We start from the raw sequence: 15,097 nt of genomic DNA on the forward strand, positions 1-15,097 counted from the left end.
AATTGCGTCTTGACAGCGGATCGGCGGGGCTCTAGTGTCCGGATCCCCTGCCACCCCACCGTCTCAGGCTCCGGAGTCACCCTCCCCGGCGGAAGGCGAGGTGCCGTCTATCGTGTCCGCGCTCTCGGTCTCCGTGGTCGACGACGACCGGATGCTGCTGGACGGCATGGCCGCCTGGCTCGGCTCGGTTCCCGACCTCCGGCTGCTCTGCACGGCGGCCACCGTCGACCAGCTCCTCGACACCGAACCGGGCCGGGCCGACGTCGTCGTACTCGACCTGCTGCTGGCGGACGGGTCCTCGCCGGTGGACAACGTCCGCCGGCTCGTCGCCACCGGGCGGCCGGTGCTGGTGGTCAGTGTGGTGCCGCACGTGGTGCACGGCGTGGACGTGATCCGGGCCGGCGCGTCGGGCTACCTCACCAAGGACCACGACCTGCCGAGCCTGGCCGAGGCGATCCGGACGGTCGCCCGGGGCGAGGTGGCGCACTCCCCCGAGCTGGCCTTCGCCTGGTCCTGCGACGAACGGCCCGACCGGCCCAAGCTGGCGCCCAAGGAACGGGCGGTACTGGTCGCCTACGCCTCAGGCATGACGCTGACCGCGGTGGCCCGCAAGGTCGGCATCCAGCCGACGACCGCCCGGCAGTACCTGGACCGGGTCAAGGCGAAGTACGGCGACGCGGGCCGGCCGACGTACACCAAACTCGACCTCGCCGACCGGGTCCGCGAGGACGGGCTGCACCGCTACTCGTCCGCCTCCGGCGACGACGCCGGCCAGAGCAGCTCGACACTCGTGCCGTGACCGGGCTCGGAGAAGAGCCGCAGTTCACCGCCGACCTCGGTCATCCGCTCGGCGATCGAGCGGTGTAACCCGAAACCTCCGCTGACGCAGTCGGTGTCGAACCCGACCCCCCGGTCGACGACCCGTACGCCGAGCACGCCGTCGTACCAGTCGACGGTGACCCACGCCTCGCCGGTACCGGCGTGCCGGGCCACGTTGTTCAGCGCCTCCCGGGCCGCGTCGCAGACCGCCCGTACGACGTGCCGGGGCGGCTGGGACGGCACGTTGCCCGAGCGCAGGTGCACCCGCAGGCCCAGCCCGGTCGCGTCGGCCACCACCTCGGCCAGGCTGGCGCCGAGGGTGCTCTCCGCCTCGGCCCGGTCCTCGGTGACCAGGCTCCGGATGTAGTCGGCCTCCCGGCCGCAGCGCCGCCGGACGTCCTCGGCGCGATGGTCCAGCCCGCCCCGGGCGATCGCGGTCAGCGTAGCCAGCGCGGTGTCGTGCAGCCGGCGGTAGTGGTGCAGCCGTTCGGCGTACCGGGCCGCCCCGGCTGCGGTCGCCGTCTCGGCCGCGAGCCGGCGCTGGGTCGCCTCGTCGACGGCGTTGGCCTGGGCACAGAGGAACCGGCGGGTGAAGTGCAGCACCAGCGCGAACCACAGGCTGGAGTTGACGTGGTTGACGAAACCCGACTCCCAGGGCGGCAGTCCGCCGATCTGCACCGAGGCGGCGGCCACCGCGGTCAGCACCAGCAGCCCGAGCCCGACGAGCAGCGCCCGCAGGCTCAGCACCGCCCCGACCAGCGCCGCCGAGCCGAGGGCGAACTTGCCGGCCCAGTTCGCCGCCGACAGCTCGTAGCCGGACCGGATGTTGGCGTTGACCACGACCAGCAGCCCGCAGATGACCGCCACGTCCAGCACGACGTGCCCGTAGCTGAACCAACCCCGCCGCCACACGAACGCACCGAGCAGGACGTTCCAGCCGACCACGCCGACCAGCAGCGTCGTGTTCAGCGCGGGGCTGTGGTAGCGGGTGTCGCCGCTGGACATGCCGAGCAGCGCCGGCACGATGTAGCTGGCCCGCTGGCAGAACAGCACCACGGCGATGAAGCGCAGCGCCCGCTCCCGGCCGGGCATGGTGACCATCAGCCGGGCGTCCACCCAGCCCAGTCGCGCCTCGGCGAGGAACCGGCTCATCCGCCGGGGCGGTCGCCCGACCCGGGTGGCAAGCTCCGACACAGAACCCACCCCTGTCACAGAATCACCGGACGGCCACCCAGCCCCGACCTGCCGACTATAGGGCAGATTTCGCCGCCCAGGGCTTCCCCGAGCCTGCCCGGGGAACGGGATACCCGTCAGTTTCCTGACTCGTCCCCCGGTGCCGCATCGTCTCGAAGCTGCCAGGCTCCGATCGGATGCGGAAGGTGGATGATCTCTCCGATCATCCGCGCCGTCTGTGCGAACGTGAGCAGCACCGTCTCGGTGGATCCGTGCCGCGTGACGTCGATCTGCAACAGTGGCGCCTGACCGGCCCCTCGATCGGCGACAAGCTGGACACTCAGCCAACCGCTACCCTCCCTGCCGACGGTCGCCAGCCGACTACGGTGCCTCGGGCTGCTCGACAAGCAGCCCTGACACCACAGCGGGCAGGTATCGGGAGCGATGCCGAGCGCCGATCTCGCCGCTCCGCCCTTCCGCTCATACTCGGGCATCGCCGCCTCCCCCCGGCGACGTGAATCCCGCTTCGCCCAGCACGTGGTCCAGGTGCCGGGCAAGCTGCCATCCGTCAACGAGCCGAAGAAGCGCACCTCCGGATCCCCGCCATCGTCCGGCCGCGTGCAGCCCCAGCATGGGCGGGCCTGCCTGCGCGGCGACCATGTACACGGCTACGCTGCCGCCACCACGCCGATCTCCAAGCAGCCGCACCGGCCCCTTGTGCAGGCGGAGTCCATATTGGAACTGAGGCGGAACCAGGAACTCACAGCGCTGAGGTACGCACCACGGCGGATGCACGACTTCTCGCCGCCGACGGGCTGCCCCGCCTACTGCGGCCATCACCTACAGCTCCCTCAGTACGAGCCAGACGAGCCGATGCGGATGAACCACCACAACCTCCCTGCGGCGTGATAGAAGTGGTGGTGCCCGTTCTGGACACCCGAGGTAGTTCCGTGGATGCATCCAGTGAAGCCGAGCAAGGGCCAGTAGCCTATGCAAGCGCAGTGCAACCACATGCAATGCCAGTGCAGCCCGGGCCGGCAGAGGAGGTGGCCATGGTCGAAGTCGAACGCTGGACTGGCGGCCTGGCCAGCACACTCCAGGCGTCGATGAACATGACCAACGAACGCTTCGCAGCATGGCTTGGAATAGCGGTCCGTACTGTCGCTTACTGGCACAGCCGTCCCGAGACTGTTCCCGGTCAGGCAAATCAGGATGTACTCGCGGCCGCTCTCGGACGACTCTCCGATGCGGCCCGAACCAGATTCGCGGCAGCTATCTCACAACCCGCTAAAACTTCGGCAACCTCCACGAACGATCATGCGGCTGTGGATGTTGTCACCCGCGCCACCGATAACATCTCCAACGACCCTCTCTTGTCCGAGGGAATCACCCCCAGAGAATCAGTCGAATCGCTACAGGAGGAGATGACACTTCTCGCCCGGGCCGGCGGCATGGCCGCATTTGACGTATTCAGGGCGGTCAGCCGCTTGCGAGACGAAACCCGATCGCTCGCGGAGCACACGCGGCGGCCCGGCATCCTCACTAATCTGTACTCCGTGATCGGACAGGGAACTTCTCTGATGGCCTCTACGGCTTTCGATCTGGGACGCTGGGACGAGGCAGCAGCACTCGCACGGGCCTCAACGCGGTACGCAGACCTGGCCGGCCATGCCTCACTGAAAGCATGGACCTATGGCCTACAGATGACTTTGGCGAACTGGCGTAACGAACCCGATATTGCGCTGACCTACTACGCGCGGGGCATGCGTGTGGCTCCGGCCGGCGAACCTAGATTCCGCCTACGCCATATAGCCTCCCGCTCGTATGCCCTACTCGGCGATGGCGTTTCAGTTTCGGAAGTCCTACAGGCTGCTCAGCGAGACCAGGACGGCATAGGGGCCAGTCCCGATGATCTGAGCAAGTCGGTCGGCGGCGAATTCGCGTTCGGTGAAGCCAGGGCAGCAGCATGCGCGGCGGCGGCATGGCTCGACCTCGGGAATGGTGCTGAAGCTGCGAAAAACGCATGCGCGGCGCTGGCGTCCTACGTGGCAATACCCGTGCCTCGGCGACCGTACTCGCAAATCAACGGCACCCAGATCGACATTGCCGCCGGACACCTACACATGGGCGACCTCAATGGGGCGCATGCCGCACTGTGTGAAGTCTTGGACCTGCCAATCCACAAGCGCAACATCTCGCTGATCGGCCGACTAACGAAGGTGCGCAATCTGCTTTCGGTTCCACCGTGGAATGCAGATTCGGAAGCACATCAGTTGGCGGAGCGAGTATCGGAGTGGCTTGCCTGCGCCTCAGCTCGACCGTTGGAGTTGGCTATGCAAGCCTGGAAATGATCTCGGACTCCTTCTCGCCACCGATGCCGATTTCTGTGGCCCGCTCGTGATTGCTGGTTGAACTGGCTGCCACAAGCCATGCCCACGTGTCGGACACCGTGTCACGGATTGACCGACATCGAAGACCAACACCTCGCGCCCTAGCAGCGTCGACGTTCCAGACACCCGGAGACGTCCGCCACAACGGCATTTCCGACCACTGGCGGACGCCATGGCTCAGCAACACGGAATCAGGGGCCCACAAAAACGATGCGTCGGACCCAGTCACCTCGGCGCATGCGGCGAGTAGATCCCCGAAGGTCGTCCCGCCGATCGGCGCCGTCACGTTGTATGTCCCAGATGCCCCGTCGGTGATGGTCCGGAGCACGAACGCCGCAAGGTCGCGCACGTCCACAGGCTGAATCGCACGCTCCGGCGAGCCGGGAGCCAGTACCCGACCCCCGGCAGCGACCCGGCGGAGCCACCACGGCAGGCGGCCGACGTACTCGCGCGGGCCAAGCACAACACCGGGACGGAGAATCGTGGTCCGATCCGGACCGAAGGCCAGGAGCGCCGCGGACTCGCAACCCACCTTCTGGTAGCCGTACCTCGTCGGGCCATCCTCGGTATCCTCGCCGTAGTCTTGGCCGGCATCGGGCGGACAGTCCAGGAGTGCCGACTCATCGGTGAGTGGCTCGATCGGCCAATCCCGATAGACGCTCACGGTCGACATGAAGACGTATCGGCCGGCAACGGGCGCGAGGGCATGCGCTACGTCGAGCGTGTTGCGCGGCACGTAACCGGACGTATCCACGACGGCGTCCCAGGTGCCAGCGGCGACCAGGGCACGCACATCATCGACCTGGTTCCGGTCTCCTCGAACCGCTCGTACCTGTTCGAGGAACGGATCAGATGTCCCTCGATTGAACGTGGTCACTTCCCAACCCGCCTCGATGGCGGCGCTCACGATGGCGTGACCGACGTACCACGTCCCACCGAGCACCAGCAGCCGCATGCCCACCATCATGCCGATCAGGGGCACGCGACCGCCGGCAGGTACCTCCCGACCGCTGTCCAGGATTTCGCGAAGCCGCGCACCGCTGGCAGCCGTTGCCTCACTGGGCCTCCTGGCTCCGGCCTGCGGCACTAGATGGGCTGGTAGTCACGGTGTGGGATGGACAACTGCCACACGGCCTCGAACGCCGACCGACACAATCGCAGGTCAGCAAGTTGGGAAGAGGCCACCCGATCTACGGCCAAGCCGTTGCCGGCGTAGATGAGAAAGACCGCCAGGCGGTCATCGAAGAGGTAGTAGTCGTTGCCAGGCACGGCTACCGACGACACGCGTCGCCGGGGTATCCAACGGATGTCCTCGCCAGCCTCCACCATGGGCTGCGCGATGCTCCACGACCAGCGCTGGTAGTCGCTGAGCGGTTCGGACACGATCCGCGCCCGCCGCACCGACCGACCCGCCTCGACGTGCCGCCGCAGGCTCTCGCACCAGCCTTCCAACCACGCCAGGTCATCCGGCTCGCCGTTCGCCCACTTCGCCATGTGCGGCAGCTCCACTGCCGTGCCATAGGCGTCACGCGTCTCAAGATGGATGGCTTCACGCTCGAAGCCGACCAACAGCCGCTCGAACTCGCCCTCACTGATCGAGGTCACGATCCCCTGCCTCAAAACTCGGGATCTCTACGCAGGTCTCCTTCCGGAGTACTACGACACCACGTCCTTGCGGGTGAAGCGCCAGAAGGCGAGCGACCAGAAGACGGTGGCGTAGCAGATCGCCGAGATGGCGCCCTTGACGATGTCGTCGGTCTGCACCGGAGTGGAGAGCAGGCCGAGCCAGGCGCTGCTGTAGTGCGTCGGCAGGAAGTCCCGCACCACCCCCAGCGCGGTGATCTGGTCGAGGATGCTGGAGAGGATCCAGAGCAGCACCGCGCCACCGACGGCGCCGAGCGCCGCGTCCGTGGTCACCGACAGCAGGAACGCCAGGCCGGCCACGACCAGCAGTACGACCGCCAGATAGCCGAGGATGCCGAGCAGGCGCAGCAGTCCCTCCCCGGCCGGGATCTGCGCGGCGACGGTGCTGGAGAGCGGGGACCAGCCGTACCGGAGGGTGCCGACGAGCAGCGCGGTGCCGGCCAGCAGCAGCAGGGCCAGCAGCGAGTACCCGAGTGCGACCAGCAGCTTGACCGCCAGCAGTCGGGCCCGGGGCACCGGTACGGCCAGCAGGTAGCGCAGGCTGCCCCAGCTCGCCTCGCTGGCCACCGTGTCGCCGCAGAACAGCGCCACCACCACGACCAGTAGGAACGACGACGAGACGAGCAGCGCGAAAAGGGTGAAGTTGAGCCCGCCGCTGGTGGCCAGCTCGATCAGGCTGCCGAACTCGCCGCCGCCGTTGTCGTCGTCGCCGGAGCCCTCGAACTGGAACGCGATCAGGATGATCAGCGGCAGCAGCACCATGAAGCCGAGCGCGAACTGGGTACGCCGGCGGGACGCCTGCCGGCGCCACTCGGCGGCGATCGAGAGCGTGGCCCGGGGCCGGTACCCGGCGGCACCGCCGGCCGCGTCCGGTGCCCTGGTCTCCGTGGCGGTCATCAGCGGTCCCCGCTTCCCCGAGAGTTCTCGCCGACCAGGGCGAGGAAGGCGTCCTCCAGGCGGCGGCGCGGCACCACCCGGTCCACCCCGACACCGGCCCGGACCAGTTCGGCCACCACCTCGCTCCGGGCGGTGCCGTTGGTGTCGACCACCAGCCCGCCGTTGGTCTCCGGCAACACCCGTACCCCGGCCAGCCGGTCCAGTACCGCCCGGGCGGCGTCGACGTCGGAGACGTCGAACTGGGTACTCGGCGACTCGCCGACGATCTCCTCCACCCTGCCGGCCGCCACGATCTGCCCCTTGTGCACGACGACCGCGTGCGTGCAGGTCTGTTCCACCTCGGCCAGCAGGTGGCTGGAGACCAGCACCGCCCGGCCGTCGGTGGCGTACCGGCGCAGCACCCGGCGCATCTCGGCGATCTGCGGCGGGTCCAGCCCGTCCGTCGGCTCGTCCAGCACCAGCAGCTCCGGCAGGCCGAGCATGGCCTGTGCGATGGCCAGCCGCTGCCGCATGCCATGGCTGTACTTGCGGGTCCTGCGGTGGATCGAGTCGCCGAGCCCGGCGATCTCCAACGCCTCCTCGAAGTGCGCGTCCGCCTCCGGCCGGCCGGTCGCCCGCCAGTACGCCCGCAGGTTCTCCAGACCGCTCAGGTGTGGCAGGAAGCCCGGCCCCTCCACCAGCGCGCCGATCCTGGACAGCACCGGCGAGCCGGGCACCAGCCGGTGTCCGAAGACGTGGATCTCGCCGGTGGTCGGCTGGGTCAGCCCCATCAGCACCCGCAGCGTGGTGGTCTTGCCGGCGCCGTTCGGCCCGAGCAGCCCGACCACCTGGCCCCGGTGCACCTCGAAGTCGATCCGGGAGACCGCGACGAAGCCGTCGGCGTACTCCTTGCGCAGGTCGCGGACGACCAGCGGGGTGTCGGCGTACTCCGGATGCACCGAGGTGTCGTGCCGGCGGTGCCGGCGGCGGAGCACGGCCACCACCACGACGAGCCCGAGCACGATCGCGGCGACCAGGCCGGCGAGCGCCCAGCGCCAGGCCACCGCCGGGGTGGCGATCGGCTCGCCGACCACGGTCGGCAGCGACACCTCGGCGCCGGTCAGGGCGGCGCCGGCCGGCATCCCGGGTACGGCCCCGGAGGCCGGCCCGGCCAGCGCGACGGTGTAGGTGACCGGCTCGACCGGGGTGGCGTAGCCCTGGTCGGAGGTGGCGACCACGATCCGGAGCCGGTGCCCGGCCTCGATCCGGCGCACGATCGCCGGCAGGGTGACCCGGACCGGCGTCGCGGCGGAGATGTCGGCCGGCAGCCCGGTCAGCCGGACCGGCGCGACGAGACCGTTCGAGAGCGCGGCCGGGCCGTTCGGATCGACGTCGTAGAGCTTGACGAAGAGCACCGCCTCGCCGGTCGGCGACGCGGCCCGGATGGTGACCGTCGGTGAGCCGACCACGTCGACGGCCCGGGGAAGCGGTGCCGACTCGAACCGGGCGTGCTGGCCGGGCAGGTCACCGGCGACCCCGTCGAGCAGGGACGAGAAGCCGCCGCCGAACGGCAGCGCGGAGATCGCCGCCGGGTTGCCGGCCGGCGGGTTGGCGATCCGCTGTGCCGGCCCGGCCACCGCGATCGACTCGTCGGTGGTGCCGCCGACGCCCGGATAGTCGGTGACGGAGAAGCCGGTGGCGACCAGGCCGCGGTCCAGTGCGTCGAAGCCGGCGATCCGCGACCAGGTGAAGCTGGTCGACGGCGCGTCGCCGGAGCCCTTGACGTAGTGCTCCAGCCACTGTGCCATCAGGAAGCGCAGCCGGTCCCGGTCCGTCTGCGGGCCCTCGCCGCCGTCGTGTCCGCCGGTGAACCAGGCGACCCGGACCGGCGTGCCGCCGGCCGCGATGCCCCGGGCGTTGGCGTCCGCCTCGGCGAGCGGGAAGAGGGTGTCGGCCGCGCCCTGGACCAGCAGGGTGGGCGCCTTGATCCGGTCGAGCACGCCGGCCGGGCTGGACCGGCGGAGCAGCTCGACCGCCGCCGGGTCGGCCCGGCCCGTGGTGGCGATCCGCAGGTACGCGGCGCAGACGTCGGCGGCGAAGCGCCCGCAGGCCGGGTCGTCCGGGGTACCACCCGGCGCGGCACCCGGCACCGTGCCGAGCACCGGATCCTGGCCGCCGGCCGGACTGTCCTCGTCGTCCGCTCCGGAGTCGCCCCCACCGGAGTCGCCGCCCGGTGCGGCGCCGGGGGCGGTGAGTCCGCCCAGGCCGGTAGCGCCGCCGCTGCCGAAGAAGATCCCGGCCCAGCCCTTCTTGAACACCCCGTCGACCGGCTCCCGGCCGGTGGACTCGGGCAGGAAGGAGCGGGCCAGGTCGTTCCAGGTGATCATCGGGACGATGGCGTCCACCCGCTGGTCCTGGGCGGCCAGCAGCAGGGCCAGGCCGCCGCCGTACGAGCCGCCGACCACTCCCACCCGGGGGTCGCCGGCCGTGTCCTTGCGGATCTCCGGCCGCGCGGCGAGCCAGTCGAGCAGCCGGGCCGCGTCCCGTACCTCGTAGTCGGGGTGGTCCAGGTGGATCTGCCCGCCGCTGCGCCCGAACCCCCGGGCGGTGTACGTCAACACGGCGTAACCCAGCCCGGCCAGGTCCTCGGCGTCGGACTCGACGGACCGCTTCGTGCCGCCGAAGCCGTGCGCCAGCAGCACCGCCGGTACCTGCCGGTCGGCGCTCGCCCCGTCCGGCAGGTAGAACCTGGTGTCCAGGTCGACCGGCTGGTCGCCGCCCGGTCCGGACCGGACGGAGATCATGGAGTCCGTTGTGGAGTAGGGCGGGTTCTCCGGCCACACCGCCCAGCCGACCAGCGCGGCCAGCAACACCAGCACGGTCGATCCGGCAATCAACCGGCGCCGGGTCGGCCGGGCACGGCGCAGCCGCGCCAGCAGTCGGGAAGGCATGGGTCACACCGTACGGCTACGGAGCTGAGCGTTGGCTGAGATCCGCCGTACGTCCGTCCGGCTGGTCCGTTCGGTCCTCGTGAGTCGTCGTCCGCGTCGCACCACCGGGTATCCGGTGCGGCGACTTCGGATCCTGTGAATTCCGATCTTTCGGTGCAGCGCCCACTAAATCAATACATGCGCCTAGGCAACTATGCACAAGGAGTCACATTTTTGCTCACCGGGTGTTACCTGTACCCAAGTGACGCATAACTGACTGCTCGACCCGGATCGAGCGGGTCCGACGTCTACTAGTTTTCCGGTCCGGTGGACGGGACCGGGCGGTCTCCCCACGCCCGCCACGCAGATCGACCCCCTCGCGCCGATGGAGATGGACGATGACAGTTCCCGCGCAACGGTCCCGGCGCGAGCCGAACCGGACCGGTACGGCGCTGCGAGTACTGCTCGCGGTCGCCCTGCTGCTTCCGGCCGGCGTGCTGTTCAGCTCGGCCTGGCGCAACAACGACGACCGGCTCACGATCGCCGAACGCGAACGGCACGGGGTCGAATACCTGCATTCCCTGGGACAGGTGACGCTCGCCCTGGTCGACGCCCAGTCCGGTGCCGTGGCGGGCCGCGCGGCGGCCGCCGCCGCGCTGCGTACCGCGGTCGAGGAGACCAGCGCGGTCGACGTCCGGTACGGTGCCGAGCTGCGTACCAGCGAGCGCTGGGCCGGGCTGCACGCCAAGATCGAGGCGCTGCCGGACCGCCCGCCGGCCAACCCGCAGGACGCCTGGACGGTCTACACCGAGACCACCGACCTGCTGCTGGCGCTCTACGCCAAGGTGCGGGAGAGTTCCGGACTGATCCGGGACCCGGAGTCGGACTCCTACCACCTCCAGGACGCGGTGGCCGAGGAACTGCCGGAAGCCCTGGTCGCGGCCGGACGGCTCGCCGACCGCGCGGTACTCGCGGCCGGCCGCTCGGGTGGCAACCCGCTGCGTACCGCCAGCGAGCTGGCCCTGGCCCGGTCCGCCGTACTCCTCCCCGCCGCCGACCTGGTCGAAAACCTACGCGCGGCGGTGGAGAACACCGCCAGCCGGACGCTCGGCGGCAACCTGCTCAGCCGGCTCGACGGCTACCAGCGTGCGGTGGAGGACCTGGCCACGCTCACCCGGGACTCGGCCGCACCCAACCCGATCCAGGTGGGTGCCGCCCGAGCCTCCGCGCAGCTCGCCGGATCCGGGCTGGCCACGATCATCCTGACCGAACTCGACATCCTGCTCCGGGACCGGGTCGACGAGCTGACCGGCGAGCAGCGGATCGCGGCCGGCGCGCTGGTGCTGGCCGTACTCCTGGTGCTCGCCCTCGCCGCCCTGCCGGTGCTGGCCGCCCGATCCGCCCGGGGCGGCGGCACCCCGGCCGGGGCCGGCGAGCCGACCACCGGCGGGGTGCGCCCCGTCGCCGACGCCGAGTCCGGACCGCCGCCGACCGGGCCGCCGCTGGCCGAGTCGGCGCGGCCGGTCGGCGCGGCCCTGGCCGGGCCGCCGGCCGGCGGGCTGCCGCCGCTGCCCGAACGCCGGCCGCGCCGGCCGGACCCCTCGGGCGAGCCGGGCCGGCGGTCCCCGCTGGCGGACTGGCAGGATCCGGTACCCGCCGGCCAGGCCGTCCAGTCGGCCGTGCCGGAACGCCCGGCGCCGTGGGGACGTCCCGATGCTCGGTAGGCTCCGGATCCGGGGCCGGCTGGCCCTGCTCGTCATCCTTCCACTGCTCAGCACCATCGGCCTCGCCGTCCCGGTGCTGGCCGACCGGATCTCCTCGGCCCAGAAGGCCGCCGACACCGCCGACACGGTGCGCCGGGCCGGCCAGGTCGGCACCCTCGTGCAGGATCTCCAGCGGGAGCGGCTGCTCTCCGTCGGCTACCTGCTGAACGTCGTCGACCGCTCGGAACTGGTCCAGCAGAGCGCGCAGGTGGGTGACCGGATCGCCGACCTGCGGGCCGACCTCGGCGAGCAGTTGACCGGGGAGATCGACAGCGCGATCGCGGGTGTCGGGCGGCTGGCCGACCTGCGGGCCGGCGTACTGGCCCGGCGGGCCAGGCCGGACCAGGTCATCACCGCGTTCGGGCAGGTACACACCGCACTGATCGCGTCGCTGGGTTTGGTCCGGTCCGCCGACGCGACCACGCCCGAGGGCCGCCAGATGATCGCCCTGGACGCGGTGCTCCTCACCGACGAGGGGATCAGCGCCGCGGCCAGCCTGATCGTGCTGGTCGCCGGCACGAAGACCCCGGCCGCCGGCATCGCGTACGTCGGCACCATGGCCGGGCTCGAATCCAATCTGGCCCGGTTCCGCAGCTTCGCCACCCCGGCACAGAACGATCTCTACCGGCTCATCGAGCGGGCGACTGCGGCCCGGACCGGCCCGGAGTTCCTCAGCGCCGGCGCCGCCGACCCGACCGAGGCGATCGCCGACCTGAACCTGGCGGACCTGTTCCCGGCCGCCACCTCGCTGATCACGCTCGGCCAGTTCATCGAGAAGAAGATCGTCACCGACGTGGTCACCGAGGTGACCGACCAGCGCCAGCGGGCCATCGCCGGCGCGTACACGGTCGGGCTGCTGGTGCTGCTGATCATCGCGCTGATGATGCTGCTCAGCCTGGCGGTGGCACGTACCGTCGCCCGGCCGCTGACCCGGCTGACCGTCTCCGCCGACCGGATGGCCCGGGTCGCCGAGGAGGAGCTGACCCGGATCGTCGACGACGAGTCCGAGTCGTACCAGCCGATCCGGCTCGACCCGGTCGACGTGGACGGTCGCGACGAGATCGGCGACCTGGCCCGGGCCTTCGAGCGGGTGCAGGGTACGGCCGCCCGGCTGGTGGAGCGGCAGGCCGCCAGCCGGCGGAACGTGGCACAGATGTTCGGGCACGTCGGACGGCGTACCCAGAACCTGGTCGGCCGGCAGATCGCCCTGATCGACCGGCTGGAACACCAGGAGACGGACCCGGGCCGGCTCCAGCACCTCTACCGGCTCGACCACGTCTCCAGCCGGCTGCGCCGCAACGCGAGCAGCCTGGTGGTGCTCTCCGGCGGCGCCGGTGGCGACGGGCACGTCGCCCCGCTGCCGCTGGGTGACGTGGTCCGGCTGGCACTCGGTGAGATCGAGGACTTCACCCGGGTCGACGTGCAGGTCCGGCTCGACGTCGGAGTGGCGCCCGGGGTCATCGGCGACCTGGTGCTGACCCTCGCCGAGCTGATGGAGAACGCCACCGCCTTCTCCCCGCCGCACACCCGGGTCACCGTGCTCGCCGAGGTCGTCCCGGGCGGGGTACGCCTCAACCTGGTCGACCACGGCATCGGGATGACCCCGGAGCGGCTGGCCGAGGAGAACGCCCGGCTGACCCGGCGGGAACGGCTGGACCTGGTCCCGACCGAGGTGCTCGGACTGTTCGTGGTGGGCCGGCTGGCCCGCCGGCACGGCTGGCGGGTCATCCTCTCGGCGACCACGCCCGGCGGCGGGGTCACCGTCGGGGTGGAGATCGACGACCGGCTGCTGGTCACCCGCCGCCCGGAGTCCGAACTGCCGACGCCCCGGGCCAGTGCCTCGGCACCGCTGCCGGTCCGGCCGGTCCGGATCACCGAGGCCGGCGCCCTGGTCGGCCGGGCGACGGCCCCGACCGCCGAACCGGCACCCTCCGGGCCCACCGAGCCGGCACCGGTACACAGCCCCGCCGGGCCAGCGCCGGTGTTTCCGGAACCGGTGCCGGCGATGGCCGAGACCGCGCCGGTGTTCCGGCTGCCCGAGCTGATGCCGGTGGCGGTACCGGCCGGACCGGTCTTCGACGAGGAGCTGATCCGCCGGGCCACCCGGTCGCTGACGTCCGGCCAGCCCTGGAACGCCTTCCTGACCCGCCCGGTGGCCACCGCCCAGCCCGGCGCCGCCGAGACCGGCACCGCCCAGCCCGGCATTGCCCAGCCCGGCATTGCCCAGCCCAGCGCCACCGGGACCGGCCCAGCCCAGCCCGACACCGCCCGGCCCGGTGCCGTCAGGACCGGCGCGGACCCGGCGGGGCAACCGGGCGGTGGCGCCCCGGGCGACCGGCCCGGTGGCCCGGATGCGGGAGGTGGCCCGGCGTCCTCCGGTGCGCCGGCGACGCCTTCCGCCGACAGCAGCCCGGGACCCGCCTCGTCCGGCCCCGGCACCGGGCTGCGCCAGCGGGTCCCGGGCGCCCAACTGCCGAACACCACCAGCAGGACCCGCCCCGAGCCGACCCCGGCCGACCCGTCCGTGGTCCGGGCGCTGATCGAGGAGTTCGAGGCCGGGGTACGCCGGGCGCAGCGCGAGCAGCAGTCCCGACCGGCCGGCCCGGATCTCCGGCCGGAGCAGGTCGGCACCGGATCCGGAGAGCCCCGCCAGGGCGCCCCACGGCCGGCGGCCGCCGGTCCGGAGGGGACCGACCAGCGGCCGCGGGGAGCTACCCCGCCGGAGCGGACCGGCCCGCGTCCGGAGGGCGGTACCCTCGGGCCGGCAGGGCCGGCCTCCCGACCCAACGGCATCGCAGCGGCGACCCCCGCCGCGACGGACGCTCCGCCGCGGCTCAACCGCAGGGTCCCCGGAGCCAACCTGAGCATTCCGCTGCCGACCACCCCGCTCGGCCAGGCACCGGCCATCGCCGCCGCCGGACCGGGTGACCCGGACAAGGTACGCGAGCTGATGATGCAGTTCGAGTCCGGTGTCGCCCGCGCGCTGAGCGAAGTCCGAACAGAACACCGCCACGAAGAGGGAACCCCACGATGAGCACTCCCTTCATCCGTACCGAACAGGACCAGCAGGCAGCGGGCACCGGCGAGCTGAGCCAGGAGGCACGCACCTTCAACTGGTTGCTGGACTCGTTCACGTCCGGCACCGCCGGGGTACAGGAGGCGATCGCGGTCTCCTCCGACGGTCTGCTGATGGCCATGTCGTCGATCAAGGACCGGTCCAACGCGGAGCGCCTGGCCGCGGTGGTCTCCGGGATGACCAGCCTGGCCAGCGGCGCCGCGAACTGGTACACGCTGGGCGCGCTCAACCGGGTGGTGGTGGACATGACCGACGGCTACCTGCTGGTCAGCGCTATCAGCAGCGGCTCGGTCCTCGGGGTGGTCGCCGACCGGTCGGCCAACCTCGGCACCGTCGCCTACGAGATGACCCTGTTCGCCGGTCGGGCCGGAGGCGCGCTCACCCCTCGCCTGATCGTCGAACTGAAGAACTCCGTCCAGTCATGAC

General features: G+C 71.3%; 11 protein-coding genes. 5 read left to right on the forward strand and 6 right to left on the reverse strand.

Going from position 1 to position 15,097, the window contains the following annotated elements; translation table 11 throughout:
* The first annotated feature begins 112 nt into the window (after nucleotides 1–112).
* Nucleotides 113–799 carry a response regulator gene (locus tag R6Y94_RS16310; RefSeq protein ID WP_318396709.1) on the forward strand — a complete coding sequence of 229 codons (687 nt, stop codon included), beginning with the start codon at nucleotides 113–115 and terminating at the stop codon, nucleotides 797–799.
* Here R6Y94_RS16310 and R6Y94_RS16315 read toward each other — a convergent pair.
* On the reverse strand, nucleotides 742–2,013 hold the full coding sequence (locus R6Y94_RS16315; protein ID WP_318396710.1) for a sensor histidine kinase: 1,272 nt from the start codon (nucleotides 2,011–2,013) through the stop codon (nucleotides 742–744). The two genes, R6Y94_RS16310 and R6Y94_RS16315, sit on opposite strands and share 58 nt — an antisense overlap.
* Before the next feature lie 116 nt (nucleotides 2,014–2,129).
* A complete protein-coding gene (locus R6Y94_RS16320; RefSeq protein ID WP_318396711.1) occupies nucleotides 2,130–2,582 on the reverse strand; it encodes a hypothetical protein in 453 nt (150 codons plus the stop codon).
* A 462-nt stretch (nucleotides 2,583–3,044) separates the two neighbouring features.
* Between R6Y94_RS16320 and R6Y94_RS16325 the strand changes: the two genes are divergently transcribed.
* A complete protein-coding gene (locus R6Y94_RS16325; RefSeq protein WP_318396712.1) occupies nucleotides 3,045–4,343 on the forward strand; it encodes a hypothetical protein in 1,299 nt (432 codons plus the stop codon).
* Here the strand turns inward: R6Y94_RS16325 and R6Y94_RS16330 are convergent.
* The 4 genes from R6Y94_RS16330 to R6Y94_RS16345 form a co-directional block, all read right to left on the reverse strand.
* Nucleotides 4,324–5,337: an NAD-dependent epimerase/dehydratase family protein gene (locus tag R6Y94_RS16330; protein WP_318396713.1), complete on the reverse strand. Its 1,014-nt coding sequence runs from the start codon at nucleotides 5,335–5,337 to the stop codon at nucleotides 4,324–4,326. The two genes, R6Y94_RS16325 and R6Y94_RS16330, sit on opposite strands and share 20 nt — an antisense overlap.
* A 131-nt stretch (nucleotides 5,338–5,468) precedes the next feature.
* Nucleotides 5,469–5,987: a DUF6879 family protein gene (locus tag R6Y94_RS16335; protein ID WP_318396714.1), complete on the reverse strand. Its 519-nt coding sequence runs from the start codon at nucleotides 5,985–5,987 to the stop codon at nucleotides 5,469–5,471.
* Nucleotides 5,988–6,038: 51 nt separating this feature from the next.
* Entirely contained in the window at nucleotides 6,039–6,923 is an 885-nt protein-coding gene (locus tag R6Y94_RS16340; protein WP_318396715.1) for an ABC transporter permease subunit, read from the reverse strand.
* Complete coding sequence (locus R6Y94_RS16345; RefSeq protein ID WP_318396716.1) at nucleotides 6,923–9,853, reverse strand: alpha/beta fold hydrolase; 2,931 nt, start codon at nucleotides 9,851–9,853, stop codon at nucleotides 6,923–6,925. Before R6Y94_RS16345 ends, R6Y94_RS16340 begins: the two co-directional genes overlap by 1 nt.
* Nucleotides 9,854–10,230: 377 nt before the next feature.
* Between R6Y94_RS16345 and R6Y94_RS16350 the strand changes: the two genes are divergently transcribed.
* From R6Y94_RS16350 to R6Y94_RS16360, 3 genes are read left to right on the forward strand one after another with little or no spacing between them, the layout of a single operon-like run.
* Nucleotides 10,231–11,556, forward strand: a complete 1,326-nt coding sequence (locus tag R6Y94_RS16350) for a hypothetical protein (protein WP_318396717.1) — start codon at nucleotides 10,231–10,233, stop codon at nucleotides 11,554–11,556.
* The gene (locus R6Y94_RS16355; protein WP_318396718.1) at nucleotides 11,546–14,629 is read left to right on the forward strand and encodes a nitrate- and nitrite sensing domain-containing protein; all 3,084 of its coding nucleotides are present in this window, start codon (nucleotides 11,546–11,548) and stop codon (nucleotides 14,627–14,629) included. Before R6Y94_RS16350 ends, R6Y94_RS16355 begins: the two co-directional genes overlap by 11 nt.
* Nucleotides 14,626–15,096: a roadblock/LC7 domain-containing protein gene (locus tag R6Y94_RS16360; protein ID WP_101369297.1), complete on the forward strand. Its 471-nt coding sequence runs from the start codon at nucleotides 14,626–14,628 to the stop codon at nucleotides 15,094–15,096. The genes R6Y94_RS16355 and R6Y94_RS16360 overlap by 4 nt, the downstream gene beginning before the upstream one ends.
* Nucleotide 15,097 lies beyond the last annotated feature (1 nt).

Source organism: Plantactinospora sp. KLBMP9567, assembly GCF_033446045.1.
In the GTDB taxonomy this organism is placed as follows: domain Bacteria; phylum Actinomycetota; class Actinomycetes; order Mycobacteriales; family Micromonosporaceae; genus Plantactinospora.

Excerpts from the sequence above, each read along its gene's own strand:
- R6Y94_RS16350 (WP_318396717.1), top strand. The coding sequence starts at position 10,231 with ATGACAGTTCCCGCGCAACGGTCCCGGCGCGAGCCGAACCGGACCGGT.
- R6Y94_RS16330 (WP_318396713.1), bottom strand. The coding sequence starts at position 5,337 with ATGCGGCTGCTGGTGCTCGGTGGGACGTGGTACGTCGGTCACGCCATC.
- R6Y94_RS16355 (WP_318396718.1), top strand. The coding sequence starts at position 11,546 with ATGCTCGGTAGGCTCCGGATCCGGGGCCGGCTGGCCCTGCTCGTCATC.
- R6Y94_RS16325 (WP_318396712.1), top strand. The coding sequence starts at position 3,045 with ATGGTCGAAGTCGAACGCTGGACTGGCGGCCTGGCCAGCACACTCCAG.
- R6Y94_RS16345 (WP_318396716.1), bottom strand. The coding sequence starts at position 9,853 with ATGCCTTCCCGACTGCTGGCGCGGCTGCGCCGTGCCCGGCCGACCCGG.
- R6Y94_RS16340 (WP_318396715.1), bottom strand. The coding sequence starts at position 6,923 with ATGACCGCCACGGAGACCAGGGCACCGGACGCGGCCGGCGGTGCCGCC.
- R6Y94_RS16360 (WP_101369297.1), top strand. The coding sequence starts at position 14,626 with ATGAGCACTCCCTTCATCCGTACCGAACAGGACCAGCAGGCAGCGGGC.